General features: G+C 50.0%; 10 protein-coding genes, 1 tRNA gene, 1 rRNA gene and 1 other annotated feature (1 of these 13 cut by a window edge). Of the genes, 1 reads left to right on the top strand and 11 read right to left on the bottom strand.

What is annotated here, in order from left to right:
• Positions 1 to 2: 2 nt before the first annotated feature.
• The 5 genes from epsC to mutY form a co-directional block, all read right to left on the bottom strand.
• A complete protein-coding gene (gene epsC / locus DWX32_RS06000) occupies positions 3 to 686 on the bottom strand; it encodes a serine O-acetyltransferase EpsC (RefSeq protein ID WP_055227154.1) in 684 nt (227 codons plus the stop codon).
• A 102-nt stretch (positions 687 to 788) separates the two neighbouring features.
• Positions 789 to 1023: a binding site (T-box leader), on the bottom strand.
• Positions 1024 to 1065: 42 nt separating this feature from the next.
• Positions 1066 to 3693, bottom strand: a complete 2628-nt coding sequence (locus tag DWX32_RS05990) for a cation-translocating P-type ATPase (RefSeq protein WP_118659440.1) — start codon at positions 3691 to 3693, stop codon at positions 1066 to 1068.
• Positions 3694 to 3956: 263 nt separating this feature from the next.
• On the bottom strand, positions 3957 to 4505 hold the full coding sequence (gene ispF / locus DWX32_RS05985) for a 2-C-methyl-D-erythritol 2,4-cyclodiphosphate synthase (RefSeq protein ID WP_022463066.1): 549 nt from the start codon (positions 4503 to 4505) through the stop codon (positions 3957 to 3959).
• 26 nt (positions 4506 to 4531) lie between these two features.
• On the bottom strand, positions 4532 to 5548 hold the full coding sequence (locus tag DWX32_RS05980) for a glycosyltransferase family 2 protein (protein ID WP_055227139.1): 1017 nt from the start codon (positions 5546 to 5548) through the stop codon (positions 4532 to 4534).
• Between the two features lie 38 nt (positions 5549 to 5586).
• A complete protein-coding gene (gene mutY / locus DWX32_RS05975; protein ID WP_118659412.1) occupies positions 5587 to 6654 on the bottom strand; it encodes an A/G-specific adenine glycosylase in 1068 nt (355 codons plus the stop codon).
• Positions 6655 to 6802: 148 nt separating this feature from the next.
• Here mutY and DWX32_RS05970 point away from each other — a divergent pair, with 148 nt between their 5' ends.
• Positions 6803 to 7435 carry an HAD family hydrolase gene (locus DWX32_RS05970; protein ID WP_243037561.1) on the top strand — a complete coding sequence of 211 codons (633 nt, stop codon included), beginning with the start codon at positions 6803 to 6805 and terminating at the stop codon, positions 7433 to 7435.
• Between the two features lie 86 nt (positions 7436 to 7521).
• On the opposite strand, the gene DWX32_RS05965 is transcribed toward DWX32_RS05970, so the two are convergent.
• From DWX32_RS05965 to DWX32_RS19800, 6 genes are all read right to left on the bottom strand, one after another.
• Positions 7522 to 9951, bottom strand: a complete 2430-nt coding sequence (locus tag DWX32_RS05965) for a L,D-transpeptidase family protein (RefSeq protein WP_118659411.1) — start codon at positions 9949 to 9951, stop codon at positions 7522 to 7524.
• 181 nt (positions 9952 to 10132) lie between these two features.
• The gene (locus DWX32_RS05960) at positions 10133 to 10579 is read right to left on the bottom strand and encodes a threonine/serine exporter family protein (protein WP_022463061.1); all 447 of its coding nucleotides are present in this window, start codon (positions 10577 to 10579) and stop codon (positions 10133 to 10135) included.
• A gap of 41 nt (positions 10580 to 10620) precedes the next feature.
• Entirely contained in the window at positions 10621 to 11382 is a 762-nt protein-coding gene (locus tag DWX32_RS05955) for a threonine/serine exporter family protein (protein WP_055221312.1), read from the bottom strand.
• 390 nt (positions 11383 to 11772) lie between these two features.
• Positions 11773 to 12372 carry a DUF4230 domain-containing protein gene (locus DWX32_RS05950; RefSeq protein ID WP_055268449.1) on the bottom strand — a complete coding sequence of 200 codons (600 nt, stop codon included), beginning with the start codon at positions 12370 to 12372 and terminating at the stop codon, positions 11773 to 11775.
• A gap of 203 nt (positions 12373 to 12575) precedes the next feature.
• A tRNA-Trp gene (locus DWX32_RS05945) sits at positions 12576 to 12646 on the bottom strand.
• Between the two features lie 103 nt (positions 12647 to 12749).
• Positions 12750 to 14161, bottom strand: a 23S ribosomal RNA gene (locus tag DWX32_RS19800) (it continues 1591 nt past the right edge of the window).

The following is a 14161-nucleotide window of genomic DNA, read 5'->3' as shown; positions in this document are numbered from 1 at the left end:
CGTCACTTCTGTTCTGTCCTTTCTTTTTTCCTCATCTGACGCAGCTCGCCCTCCAGCTCGAGCACACGGTTCGTAAGCTCCGTATTCTCCTGCTGCAGTACTTTGATATCCTCGAAAATCGGGTCCGGCAGATGAATGTGATCCATGCTTTTTCTCGGAATCCGCACATCATTCTGCTTCACAATGTGCCCCGGCACGCCGACGACGGTACAGTTCGGCGGAACCTCCTCGATCACAACCGATCCGGCTCCGATTTTGGAGTTTTCCCCGATCGTAAACGATCCGATGATCTTCGCACCGGCGCTGACCATAACATTGTCCTTCAGCGTCGGATGACGTTTCCCGGTCTCCTTACCATTACCGCCAAGCGTCACGCCCTGATACAGCGTCACGTTGTCTCCGATAATGGCTGTTTCTCCGATAATCACACCAGAACCATGATCAATAAACAATCCCTTTCCGATCGTCGCACCCGGATGGATTTCGATACCGGTTTTTCTCGCTGCCCGCTGTGAAATCCACCTGGCCAGAAAGTAATGGCCTTTCAGATATAGCTTGTGCGCCCGTCTGTACTTCAGCATAACACGAAATGAAGGATACAGCAAGACTTCCATGGGAGAATGTATCGCCGGATCCCGCTCCTGAATCACCTGAAATTCCTCTTTAAAATACGCGAAAAAACTCATCTTTCCTCTCCTTGCCTCCTGCCAGGACTTTTTCAGATTTTTATTTCTTACCACCTTTTTTGCCCGAAGGGCAATATTCAAAAACGGAGCTGTTTCATCTCCGATAAAGACGAAATAGCTCCGTGGTTCCACTTTACTTTAAGGGCACACCTGCCCTCTTCTTTTCTTCTGCATAACGTGCAGGACCCGTGCCGGACTACCCACTTTTTCCGCTTCACCCGGCCAGCTTCCGGACGCACTTCAAAAACCCTCGTTTCAGGCAGCTTCCAGCCCCATTTGTCTGCCATTCTCTGTGAAACAATTCTGATTTTCTACTTTTTCCGTTCCAAGCCTTTTTCTGTTTCCGTTTGTTCTAGTTTATGCAAATTTTTCTCGTTTGTCAAGCAAATTTCCGCCGGATCCACTTGCTGATTTCGACCGCCGGAATGACAAGCAGTCCAAGGCCGATCGCCACATCATATTCCAACGCGCTGATCCGCTCAAAACCGAACGCACTCGACAGTGCCGGGATGTAAATGACGGCGGATGTGAGGACAAATGAGAGTGCCATCGCGCCCCACAGATACTTGTTCTGATGCTTCATATGGAAAATAGAACCTTTCCGTGATCTCATATTGAAGGAATGGAAAATTTCCACCATAGAGAGTGTCAGAAACGCCATCGACATGCCGTCCGGGCTGTTGACGATTTCCCAGCGGCCGGCTTCCAGATAGTGGCCGATGAAGTAGGACGCCAGCGTCAGCACCGTAATCACGATGCCCTGAAACGCAACATCAAAGCCGAGGCCGTCCGCAAAAATACCGTCATCCGCATTTCTCGGCGGGCGTTTCATGATGTCTGCCTCACCGTCCTCCATACCGAGCGCCAGCGCCGGGAAGCAGTCCGTAATCAGGTTGATCCAGAGCAGATGCACCGGATTTAAAATCGTAAAGCCCATCAGCGTCGCGCAGAAAATCGACAGCACCTCGGCAAGGTTCGATGCCAGAAGGAACTGAATTGCCTTACGGATATTATCGTAGATTCGTCTTCCTTCCTCAACCGCTACGATGATCGTCGCAAAGTTGTCGTCCGCGAGCACCATATCTGCCACGTTTTTCGTCACATCCGTTCCCGTGATGCCCATTCCGATGCCGATATCCGCACGCTTGATCGACGGCGCATCGTTGACTCCGTCTCCTGTCATCGCGGTGATTCTGCCTTTCCGCTTCCACGCATCGACAATCCGCACTTTATGCTCCGGCTGAACGCGTGCGTAAACAGCATATTCCTCGATTCTCCGGTCAAGCTCCTCATCGCTTAACTGGTCAATCTCGGCTCCCGTTACCGCTTTCCAGCCCGCCTCCAGAATACCCAGCTCTTTTGCAATAGCAACCGCTGTGTCTTTGTGGTCACCCGTAATCATCACCGGACGGATGCCTGCCCCGCGGCATTCCCGGATCGCATCGACTACTTCCGGCCGCACCGGATCAATCATACCGCAAAGTCCTAAAAAGCAGAGATCCTGCTCCAGAAAGTCCGGCTCCTGGGAGGACGGCATCTGGTTCCACGCTCTTCCTGCTGCCGCCAGCACGCGGAGTGCCTGGTCTGCCATCGCCTTGTTCTGCGACAGGATTTCCTGCCGGAATGCTTCTGTCATCGGCTGTTTTCTGCCGTCACGCCAAACGGAGGTACACCGCTTCAGAATCTCATCCGGTGCGCCTTTTGTGCAGGAAAAATACGTTCCGTCGTTTGCGCGGTGGATCGTTGTCATGCGTTTCCGCATCGAATCAAACGGCGCTTCCCCGACACGCGGATACTGGACGGACAGGCTCTTCTTCGGGCATCCCTCTTTCTGCGCATCGTTGACCAACGCACATTCCGTCGGTTCTCCGACTGCCTCGCCGTTTTCGTCCGGCTCCGCATCGGAGCAGAGTGCCATGACGGATACGAGACGTTTTATATCACTTCCCTCATGTTTTACCACGGTCATCTTATTCTGGGTCAGCGTTCCTGTCTTATCCGAGCAGATCACCTGCGTACAGCCGAGCGTCTCGACAGCCGTCAGTTTCCGGATCACCGCATTCCGCTTTGACATTTTGGTCACACCGATGGAAAGCACGATTGTGACAACTGCTGCAAGTCCTTCCGGAATTGCCGCTACGGCAAGGCTGACGGCTACCATAAAGGTATTTAAGATGTTCTGCGGCGTCACGCCCTCTTTTAAAATGCCGACAACGAAAATCACGGCACAGATGGCGAGCACCATCACGCTTAAGATTTTGCTGAGCTGGTTCAGCCGCTTCTGCAGCGGTGTGCTCTCATCCGCCGACTGCGTCAGAACATGGGCGATTTTTCCCATCTCGGTTTTCATACCCGTTCCGGTGATAACAGCGCGGCCGCGGCCATAGACAACGGTGCTTCCCATATAGACCATGTTTTTCCGGTCCCCGAGCGGAACCTCGCTGGCTGCGCCGGCGTTCAGAACATCCGCTGTTTTATTGACCGGGACAGATTCTCCGGTCAGCGCTGCTTCCTCGATTTTCATGCTGGCGCTCTCTAAAATACGGCCATCCGCCGGAACAGCATCGCCCGCTTCGAGAATTACAATATCACCGGGTACGAGCTCCTCGCTCTTTTTCACTTCCATTTTCCCGCCGCGCATCACCTTCGACGTGGCTGCCGCGATCTCCTGCAGAGCTTCAATCGCTTTCTCTGCCTTGCTCTCCTGCAGAACACCGAGCACCGCATTAATGATGACAACGGTGAGAATAATGACCACATCAGCGTACGATTCGCCTTCATACGCCGATGTGATGCCGGAAATCAGCGCTGCGGCGAGCAGGATCAGGATCATCGGGTCTTTCAGCTCTTCGAAAAACCGCTGCAGATTGCTCTTCTTTTTTCCCGCCGCCAGCCGGTTCGGTCCGTGTTCGGAAAGCCGCCGCGCAGCTTCCGCCTCGGAAAGTCCCTGCTCCGTTGTCTGTAACTCATCAAGAATCTTCGAACTTTTTTCCAGATACTCTTTCATTTCCATCCGTCCTTTCTTCTGAAAACGCTTTTTTGCGTTCCTATGATAAGTTCCCACTGGTACACCGGTCTCTTTCTATATAGAAAAAGACCTATCCGCACCATATTTGTTGATACAGATAAGTCTTGTCATTTCATACAAAGCCAGAAGAAATGCTTTTTCTTCGGTTGTTGGCCTTATAGCGTCACGTATGCCGCCGACTACTCCCTTATTCTTCTTCCAGTCTACCACATCTTCCGGCCTTGTGCAATCGCATTTCTCTTTTATTCTTCTGCGTTCTTTGCGCATCCTGGGCAGCCGCTGCATCCGCCTGCGATCCGGTCGTCCGGCATCAGGTCGAGTGCCTTGGAAATGCAGCAGATCGCCTGTGCGGAAATTCCCTCTTTCTTTCCGGTAAAGCCAAGTCCTTCCTCGGTCGTTGCCTTGATATTGACCTGATCCTCTTCGAGATGAAGCGCCTCCGCCACATTTTTCACCATCGTGTCGATGTATGGCAGGAGCTTCGGCTTCTGTGCAATAACGGTTGCATCGATATTTTCAATCAGATACATCCGCTCCTCGAGCATCTCACCCACTTTTTTCAGCAGTTCGATGCTGTCTGCGCCCTCATACGCCGGATCATTGTCCGGAAAATGGCGTCCGATGTCCCGCAGTGCTGCAGCGCCGAGAAGCGCATCCATAATGGCATGGACCAGCACATCTGCATCGGAATGTCCCAGAAGGCCATATTCATACGGGATTTCCACACCGCCCAGAATCAGTTTCCGGTTTTCCACCAGTTTATGCACATCGTAACCCATTCCTACTCGCATTGTTCGTTCCTCCGCTTCGTTACTTTCTAGTTAAATCCATACAGCTTCTGCGCTACCTTGTAAGCATAGACTGCAATTTTCTGTCCCGGTTTTGATTTGCTGCTCATAACAGTTCCGAAAATGCCGTGGCGGATGCGGAAGTAATCGGCTGCATCCTCCTGCTTCAGGTATCTCCACAGATCGTTCTTTTTCTCGAGATTTTCTTCCGTTCCGGAGCGCATCATCATCACGGAAGAAACCGTCATAATAATGGTCAGATAGCTGATCATATATTTCCGCAGGTACTTCGACAGCCCTTTCTGTTCACCAAGGTAATCGATCATCAGCTTGTTGACACGGATCTGCTGGTCAATTCTGCCGATCATGACTTTCTCGTTAACCGACTGGTCGGCTCTTCCAATAAAGTAGCGGTAGAAATTGACATCGAGATAATACATCGTTTTGACGTACGGAAGCGGAATAAACGCAACCAGATTATCCACATAGAAGGTGTGCTCCGGTAGCTTCATGCCGCACTCTCTTAAAAGAGAAGTCCGGTAAATCAGCGAATGCATCAGCAGATAATGTGTTTTGCCGAGAGCTTTCGCCTCATCCCATCCGAAAAAGCGGCCTTCCGGCAGCGATTTCGCATAGCGCATCACACGTTTTCTCTTGGCGCCCTCTTTTTCATACACATAGTTACTGATCAGAAGGTCGAGTGTTTTCGGTCCGCGTACGACTTCTGCCAGAACATTTAAAATCTTCTGGTATGCCTCTGGGTTTACCCAGTCATCACTGTCCACAACTTTAAAGTACAGACCCGTCGCATTTTCCACACCCGTGTTGACTGCTCCGCCGTGGCCCTTGTTTTCCTGATGAATCGCTTTTACAATCGTCGGATATTTTTCCTGATAGCGGTCTGCAATCTCTGTGGTTCCGTCCTTGGAACCATCGTCCACGATCAGAATTTCTACTTCTTCTCCGCCGACCAGCAGCGAATCGATACATTTCTCCATATATGCTTCTGAATTATAGCATGGTACTGCAATTGATAAAATCTTCATCTTTTTTTCTCCCTGCTCTTTTTTGCTCTTCTGCCGTTTCAGGCACGTTCCAGATCTGTATATTTTGCGTATTCCGCAAACGCAGACGGAATGGCATATCTTTCAGCCGCGGTTTTCGCATCCGCAAAAATCAATCCGGCTTTTTCTTCCCCTTCCTGCTCCACATCGTTTCCTGCAATTTTAATGGCGTATCCTGTGATATGCCACTCGACATGGGAAAAAATGTGCTTGTACGGCGGCAATGCCTGAATATGAAGCGGCGTCACGCCGAATTTTTCTGCCTCTTCAAGTGCTTCCTGTTCGGAGAGCACGCCATCGAAGTTCGGGAACTCGTAAAGTCCCGCCAGAAGTCCTTTTTTCGGCCGTTTCCGCACTGCTGTGTGCGCACCGTCCAGAAATAACAGAACGGTTCTGTCTTCGATTCTGCGCGGCTTTGCGCTCTTTTTAAACGGATATTCCGTCCAGGTCTGATGCCGTCCCGCCAGACACTGGTCAAAAAGCGGACAGACTTCACATTTTGGTGCTCCGTTCGGCAGACAGACCATTGCGCCGAGATCCATCATCGCCTGATTGAAGGCTCCCGGATCTTCTGCCGGCATGATTTCGGTCAATTCCGCTTCCACGCGGTTTTTCACGGACTGCTTTAAAATGTCCTCACCGTCCTCCCGGAGGCGTGCCATCACACGAAGCACATTTCCGTCCACCGCCGGCACCGGAATGCAAAACGCGATCGATGCAACGGCTCCCGCTGTGTAATTTCCAATTCCCGGAAGTCCTTTTAAGGCTTCGTAATCTGCCGGAAATACACCGTCATACACTTCCATAATTTTCTGTGCGGCCTTCTGCATATTCCGCACACGGTTATAGTAACCAAGGCCTTCCCAGAGCTTCAAAAGCTTTTCCTCGGGACAGACCGCAAGTGCTGCGACATTGGGCAGTTCACGCATAAACCGCTCATAAAACGGCTTGACCGCCTCCACCCTCGTCTGCTGGAGCATAATCTCGGAAACCCAGATTTCATACGGGTTCTTTTTTTCTCTCCACGGCAGCACTCTTTTATTTTCGCCATACCATTTCAATAATGGCTTTGTGATTGTGTCCTGCATAGTAATCTCCTGTTAATATATCATTCTTATTTTGCCACATTTTCCTCCAAAATGCAAAATAAACATTGCGCTCTCACGTGTTTTTGATTAAAATTAATAAATACTTTAAAAGAATAACCAAAACCCTTAAGATATGGAGGAAAAACTCTTGATCGACAGTATTATTTTTGATGTGGACGGCACCCTGTGGGACTCCACAGACGTTGTTGCCGACGCATGGAATCAGATTCTGAAAAAAGAAACTGATATGACACCAAACCTCACCGGAGCCGTGTTAAAAGGCCTGTTCGGCCGCCTGCTCCCGGATATCGCCGCCGTCATTTTCCACGAATATCCAAAGGAGCGCCAGTTAGAACTGATCGAGGCATGCTGTGCCAAAGAGCATGAGGCACTTCTTGCGACACCGGCTCCTGTTTATCCGGGACTTGTCGATGCACTTTCTATTCTTTCCAGACATTACCCGCTTTATATCGTAAGCAACTGCCAGGCGGGCTATATCGAAGTTTTTCTGGAAGCCACAGGCCTCGGTCACTATTTCAAAGGCCATCTCTGTCCTGGCGATACCGGAAAGGCAAAGGCAGACAACATCCGTACAATCATCGAACAGAACCATCTGCAGCACGCGGTCTATGTCGGCGATACCGACGGCGACTACAAGGCGACACACGAGGCCGGAATCCCGTTTGTCCATGCCGCATACGGTTTTGGTCAGACCGAAAACCCGGACTACACCATCACTTCCCCGATGGATCTTGTCACACTGTTCGTACCGGAAAATTAATTTTTAACAGTTTCTTTCTCATAAAAAATACGCATTCCTGTTTTGATAACGGAATGCGTATTTTTTATGTTCTATTTCTTCTTTTCTCAGCTCTCGCCCTTACCTGGGTAATCATCGTCACCCGTATGGTCTCCCTGATCCGGTGCGCTCGGTTCCGGTGTCGACGGGGTCTCGGTCGGTGCTACGGTCGGCTCCGGCGTAGACGGGACCTCGGTCGGTGCTGCGGTCGGTTCCGGCGTAGACGGGGTCGATGGAGTTGATGGGGTTGATGGAGTTGATGGGGTTGATGGAGTTGATGGGGTTGATGGAGTTGACGGCGTGTAATCATCGTACGTGTAGGATGGCGTTCTCGTCGGCGTTACTGTCGTGGTATTCGTCGTATCATCGACATTTTCGTCATCTGCTTCCGGTGCCTGTGTCACAGTAAGCGTGTCTTCACTTACCTCATAAGCTTCGGAATAATAAATGATAACCGGTGTTCCGCCATCGACATTGTCATATAATGCCTGTGCCACTGCAGTCGGAAGTGCAACAGATCCTGTCGTCGATCCTGCAGTCAGATACAGGTTTCCGCCGAAACTGCTTCTCCAGGAAGCATCGTAGAAACCAATCTCTCCATTGAACGGAATCCAGGAATCCACATCTCTTTCCCAGGAATAGCTGCCGTCTGCCTGAAGCTCTCCGTGCAGTTTTTTCTGGCTTTCTTTTGCTGCGGTTGTGTAGATACCCGGCTTCGTGTAGCTGCTCTGCTCCATCAGACCGGTTACACAGTCACCGTCGACAACCAGATTTCCATCTTTGTAGAGCCAGATATGCTGACGGCTGGCATCAACCTCAACATACGTCTTGCCGAATCCGTTGTTCTCTGTGGAAGCAGCAAACTCTCTCTGCGCATACTGCGGCTCTCTTGCATCTGCTGCGTGAGCATCTACTTCTTCTGCGATCTTTGCAATCTCCTGCTCCTGATCCACTTTCCATCCGTAGCCTTCCTGGCTGATGGTCACGCCGCCTTCGATACCGGTTGCCGGGAAGGTGTGATCCTTGCCATCGGTATCAATCGCTGCCGCAAGATTTGCCACATATTCTTTTACTCTTTCATTCCACTGGTTTTCATCTTTGGAATAATTTCCATCCGCATCGACTGCCAGCCAGTCTTTCATGGTATTTCCGTCAAGAACCTGTGTTGTTCCATCCGGCATACTGTATGTGATGCTTGCGCGTACCAGTTCATTTAACTGATCCTTCTGTGCATTCAGTGTTTCGTCATCTGCTGTTACCAAGGTTCCGTCGTAAACGCCTGCTTTTTCAAGATCCACTTCGGTATCCGCATTGATCAGCGCGTTTTCGATGCACTGTTTTGCAAGGGTAAGATCCATTCCCTCACCCATAACAGCATCCACAATCTCAAACTCATTGTTCTGGAAGGTGATGTAGGCGCTGGCCGGTGCATTCTCACCGTCTGCGGACTGGAATTCGTCAAATCCATCAATCACCGCATCCAGTTTTTCCTGACTGTACTGCATGGTGACCTGGGAATCTTTCTCTTTTCCGCCATTTCCCAGGAACCAGAGGAAACTGTTCTGTTTCTTTAACACGCTCTCCACGCTGCCGTCTCCGGCGTAGGTGTAGTCGATGTCTTTTCCGCTGACACTCTTCGTATCATTGTCTTTGAATTTTACATTTAAGGTATAGTTTGCAGCCTGCTCTTTGATTTTCGTTTCTGCCTCTTTGGCCGTCATATCTGAGCAGTCTACTCCGTTGATGGTTGTTCCGTTGAAAAAATAATTCTGGTAATGGAACATTTTGCTTCCATAGAAAAAGCCTCCCACAGCAATAACAGCAACGGCTGCAACGGCGATAACCGCACCGCCTTTTCCCTTTTTCTTCTGCGGTTTTGCGCCATGCGGAATGTACTCTTCGTCGTCATCCTCATAATCGTCGTAGTCATCATCCTCATCGTCTATTTCCGGCATTGGGATATGGCCTACCGTGTCGCTGACGAGGCGCTCCATTGCGGCTTCCACCTGATCACCAAGCACTTCTTTCTCCGAACCCTTGGTCTCTGTCTTCTCTTCTCCCAGCAGATCATCCTCATCTGCGAATGGATCGTTGATGATCAGATCATCATCCACCATCACTTCTTCCGGTTCCGATTCTGTTTTTGTCTCCGCCGGCGTCTCTTCGATTTCTTCTTCCTCTTCTGTAAATTCCGGAATCTCGATGTCCTGCGTCACAGGCTCCACTTTGGTCTGCTTCATTTTCTGCTTCGCTTCTTCGTCTTTTGCACGCTCAGTTGCCTCAAGGACACTTCGCAGATTACTTAAATTTGCAGTCTCATCCGGGATGTGATCTTCGCTTTTTGTTTCTTTGCTTTCAAATTCAATGGAGTCTTCGATGTCTGCCAGTTCTTCCTGGAATGTTTCACCGCTCTCCTTTTCCGCCAGGTCACGGTCAATCTCTTTTTGCAGGGCAGCCCAAAGTTTACCGTCCTTTAAATCATCATCTTCAAACTTCATATTTTTTGCTCCTCATAGTTCTGTGTCTGCACTTTACTTACTTCTCTTCTTTTTTCCTTAAAAATGCCCCTATAGATTTCTTCTTTCGTCCAAGGGCACATACACTGTTAAGTATATCATAAAATCCGACAAAAAAAAGCAAAAAATTTGGTTTTGGCAAATTTCTCACTTTTTTCGTAAATCACCTATGGAATTCGTAAAAAAATACCTTCTGCAGCGCTTCTCCGAGGAAAATTCCAAGGGCAATTGCGCCTGCCGCGGTCGCTGTCTCTAAAAGATACGTTCCAACCATGTTTTCCGGCCCCATAACGATCGAGTAGACGATGCGGTACATACCGGCTCCCGGCACCATCGGAAGAATGCCCGGGATCACGAAAAGGATCACCGGCGCTTTGAAATGACGCGCCATTGCCTGGGAAACCAGGGCGACGGCAACGGCGGCAAGAAAGTTCTTCATCAGAATGCCGTCGTTGAATACTTCCACGATCAGATAGACCGCCCAGCCGATCATACCGACACCGGCCGTGTAGCATTCCAGCTTTTTTGGTGCGTTCAACAGTCTTGAAAATCCCCAGATTGCAACCCAGGCTCCAAGGGATTTCAGGATGATTTCACCTGCTATTCTCATATTTTTGCTTTAACCTCATCTTTTTTCTGTATCGGTTTTCTCTACCGCACCAGTGGACGGAGCAGCAGCATGCCAAGTCCCACGCCGATTGCGATGGCCGCAGCGGTTACAAACGCCTCAAGCATCCGTGCCGCACCGGAAATGTAGTCGCCGTGCAGGGTATCATACACCGCATTCGTGATCGCCACACCCGGTACGAGGGGCATGATCGATGCAATGATAATGACGTTCAGATCCATGGTCCCCGGCAGGTAATGAACACAGAGAATCGATGTGACCGCCAGCAAAAATGACCCGATACAGTTCACAAGAAACGACTGCATCCCGGCTTTTTTTCCTCCGTAAACACCGATTCCTGATATAAAACCTGCAAGTGCAGATGCCAGCACTTCGTAGAACCCGGCTCCGAACATGATTGCAAAGCCTGCGGTCGTCGCCATCATCGCGAGCAGATTTTTTTTAATTTCCGACTTAGCACGATAGATATCCCGCACCCGGTGGAACAGCGCATCCAGGTCGATATTTCCTTCGCAGAAATCGCGGGAAAGCTGATTGACCGCATGGATCCGGTTCAGATCCGTTGCACGGCTCTCTACGCTGCGCATAACAGTCATGGAATCCATCGCCGGGTCGTCGAGCGTTACCACAAAGCCGGTCGTCAGCGCCAGTACATCCGCAGTTTTCAGGCCGGACATGCGCAGCATCCGCAGCATGGTATCCTCCACCCGCCACGTCTCCGCCCCGCTTTCCAGCAGGATTTCTCCCGCCATGACTGCGGTGTCCAGCAGCAGTTTATAGTCCATAGTTTTTGTCCTCTCAAATGTAACTCATATTTCACACATGCCAAACGATTGTACCATGAAGCAGTGTTCACTTTCAAGTTAATTCTATACAAATTCGGCGATATCCGGGCGTTGGGATGTTCCGATGTTCACCCGCGCCATTCACAAATCTTTTCAAAGTTTCTTCAAACTCCATTCACACTTTCCTCACATATGACAACTATACTAAACGTATCAAAACAAAGGGACAACAAATCATCTTCCTCTATCTTTCAACCGTTGTCCCAACCTAATATTCTTTCCAATTTATATAGATTTTTCTTTTTCATAATGCCGGTGTTTCTGCCAGAAGAAATACCGGCCCTCCTTTTTTTATCCCCCAAAAAGAAGTGCCGACATCCCGTCTATGTACTATTCTTCAAATTTTACAACCAATGTCTTGTCCCCGACCGTCTCGGACAGCATTCCGGTAATCAATGTTTTCGCCTGTTCCTGTGCCATCGTTTCCAGGTCATCCATTTCTTTCGTCTGCTGCTCTACATCCTCCTTCGCACTCGCGATTGCATCCATCGCATCTTCCTTCCGCTCCCAGTTCAGAAGCGCTGCCTTCTCATCGTAATACTGGATGGAATCATTGTCGATGGAAATATCAAAAATCTCCACTGCCGGAAGTGTAACTGTTACTTCTGAATCCGTCACCTCCGTATTCGCCTTCGCGAGATTCACGCCCGCACGTACCTCTGCACGGTATGTCATATTAAACGCCTTCTGCGTCAGAAACGGAATCGACCCGTCCGAGTAATGAATCAGCCCGTTATAAATCATCTTCGCCGACGTCAGCTCCCCCGCCGCCTCCAGCTTACTGTCAATAAACGTCCCCGTAATCTCCGGCTCCCGGTCCCGCCGCAGCGACTGCGTCAGATAAACAACCATTCCAGCAAGGATTACTACGATCAGAAGATAAATGACAGCTTTTACCGTGCCGCGGCTTCCATTTTTTTCTCTGCTCACGTTACACCCACTCCCTTCTCATGTTTCATTTTTCATTATTTTTGAATATGTTCTGTGGCTCTATTGTACCTTATTTACACCATAAAAAACAGTCCTGCTTTACAAAAATATCTTAAAATTCTGTAAATCCTGTTCTGTTAGACTTTTCTTTTAAATAATACGAAAAAAGAGTGAAGATTTTGTATCTTCACTCTTTTCTAATACAGGGGATGAGAGAATCGAACTCCCACCAAAGGTTTTGGAGACCCCTATCATACCATTTGACCAATCCCCTACGCTAGATATACCTTCAAAACCGCATACACTTAACATCTATACATCATACCATACTTTCTTTCCGAACACAACCATTTTCTGCAAAACTTTTGTTTTGCATTTCAGGTCAAGCCCTCGACCGATTAGTAACAGTCAGCTCCATGCCTTACGGCACTTCCACCCCTGCCCTATCTACCTCGTCGTCTTCAAGGGGTCTTACTTCTTTCGAATGGGATATCTCAATCTTGAGGGGGGCTTCACGCTTAGATGCCTTCAGCGTTTATCCCTTCCCGACTTGGCTACCCGGCCGTGAACCTGGCGGTTCAACCGGTACACCAGAGGTCAGTCCATCCCGGTCCTCTCGTACTAAGGACAGCTCCTCTCAAATATCCTACGCCCACGCCGGATAGGGACCGAACTGTCTCACGACGTTCTGAACCCAGCTCGCGTACCGCTTTAATGGGCGAACAGCCCAACCCTTGGGACCTACTACAGCCCCAGGATGCGATGAGCCGACATCGAGGTGCCAAACCACTCCGTCGATGTGAACTCTTGGGAGTGATAAGCCTGTTATCCCCAGGGTAGCTTTTATCCGTTGAGCGATGGCATTCCCACTTAATACCACCGGATCACTAAGTCCTACTTTCGTACCTGCTCCACCCGTCGGTGTCGCAGTCAAGCTCCCTTCTGCCTTTGCACTCTTCGAATGGTTTCCGACCATTCTGAGGGAACCTTTGAGCGCCTCCGATACCCTTTCGGAGGCGACCGCCCCAGTCAAACTCCCCGTCTGGCATTGTCCCCCGACCTGTTTAAGGCCGCTGGTTAGAAGCCCAGCAGCACAAGGGTGGTATCCCAACATCGGCTCCCCTGAAACTGGCGTTCCAGGTTCTTAGCCTCCCACCTATCCTGTACATGCACTGCCGGACCCCAGTACCAAACTGGAGTAAAGCTCCATGGGGTCTTTCCGTCCTGGCGCGGGTAACCAGCATCTTCACTGGTACTTCAATTTCACCGGATGCATTGTCGAGACAGCGCTCAAATCATTACGCCTTTCGTGCGGGTCGGAACTTACCCGACAAGGAATTTCGCTACCTTAGGACCGTTATAGTTACGGCCGCCGTTTACTGGGGCTTAAATTCAAAGCTTCGCGTTACCGCTAACCTCTCCTCTTAACCTTCCAGCACCGGGCAGGCGTCAGCCCATATACCTCACCTTACGGTTTTGCATAGACCTGTGTTTTTGCTAAACAGTTGCTTGAGCCTATTCTCTGCGGCCAACTCTCGTTGGCACCCCTTCTCCCGAAGTTACGGGGTCATTTTGCCGAGTTCCTTAACAATGCTTCTTCCGCCGGCCTTAGGATTCTCTCCTCATCCACCTGTGTCGGTTTACGGTACGGGTATCTTAAAAACAATAGCGGCTTTTCTTGATTCATGGCTCACACACTTCCCTACTCTAGTTCGGTCCGCATCACGCCTTTGGATTGCCACACGGGTTTTCCTATGTGACTCCTCCTTCGCTTGCACGCGGCTTTCCA

The sequence above is a fragment of the Blautia sp. AF19-13LB genome (genome assembly GCF_003479105.1).
Classification (GTDB): Bacteria; Bacillota; Clostridia; order Lachnospirales; family Lachnospiraceae; genus Fusicatenibacter; species Fusicatenibacter saccharivorans.
Note: the sequence above shows the minus strand (reverse complement) of the source record. Positions and strands in the feature narration are given on the sequence as shown.

Excerpts from the sequence above, each read along its gene's own strand:
- mutY (WP_118659412.1), bottom strand. The coding sequence starts at position 6,654 with ATGCAGGACACAATCACAAAGCCATTATTGAAATGGTATGGCGAAAAT.
- DWX32_RS05990 (WP_118659440.1), bottom strand. The coding sequence starts at position 3,693 with ATGAAAGAGTATCTGGAAAAAAGTTCGAAGATTCTTGATGAGTTACAG.
- DWX32_RS05980 (WP_055227139.1), bottom strand. The coding sequence starts at position 5,548 with ATGAAGATTTTATCAATTGCAGTACCATGCTATAATTCAGAAGCATAT.
- epsC (WP_055227154.1), bottom strand. The coding sequence starts at position 686 with ATGAGTTTTTTCGCGTATTTTAAAGAGGAATTTCAGGTGATTCAGGAG.
- DWX32_RS05955 (WP_055221312.1), bottom strand. The coding sequence starts at position 11,382 with ATGGACTATAAACTGCTGCTGGACACCGCAGTCATGGCGGGAGAAATC.
- ispF (WP_022463066.1), bottom strand. The coding sequence starts at position 4,505 with ATGCGAGTAGGAATGGGTTACGATGTGCATAAACTGGTGGAAAACCGG.
- DWX32_RS05960 (WP_022463061.1), bottom strand. The coding sequence starts at position 10,579 with ATGAGAATAGCAGGTGAAATCATCCTGAAATCCCTTGGAGCCTGGGTT.
- DWX32_RS05965 (WP_118659411.1), bottom strand. The coding sequence starts at position 9,951 with ATGAAGTTTGAAGATGATGATTTAAAGGACGGTAAACTTTGGGCTGCC.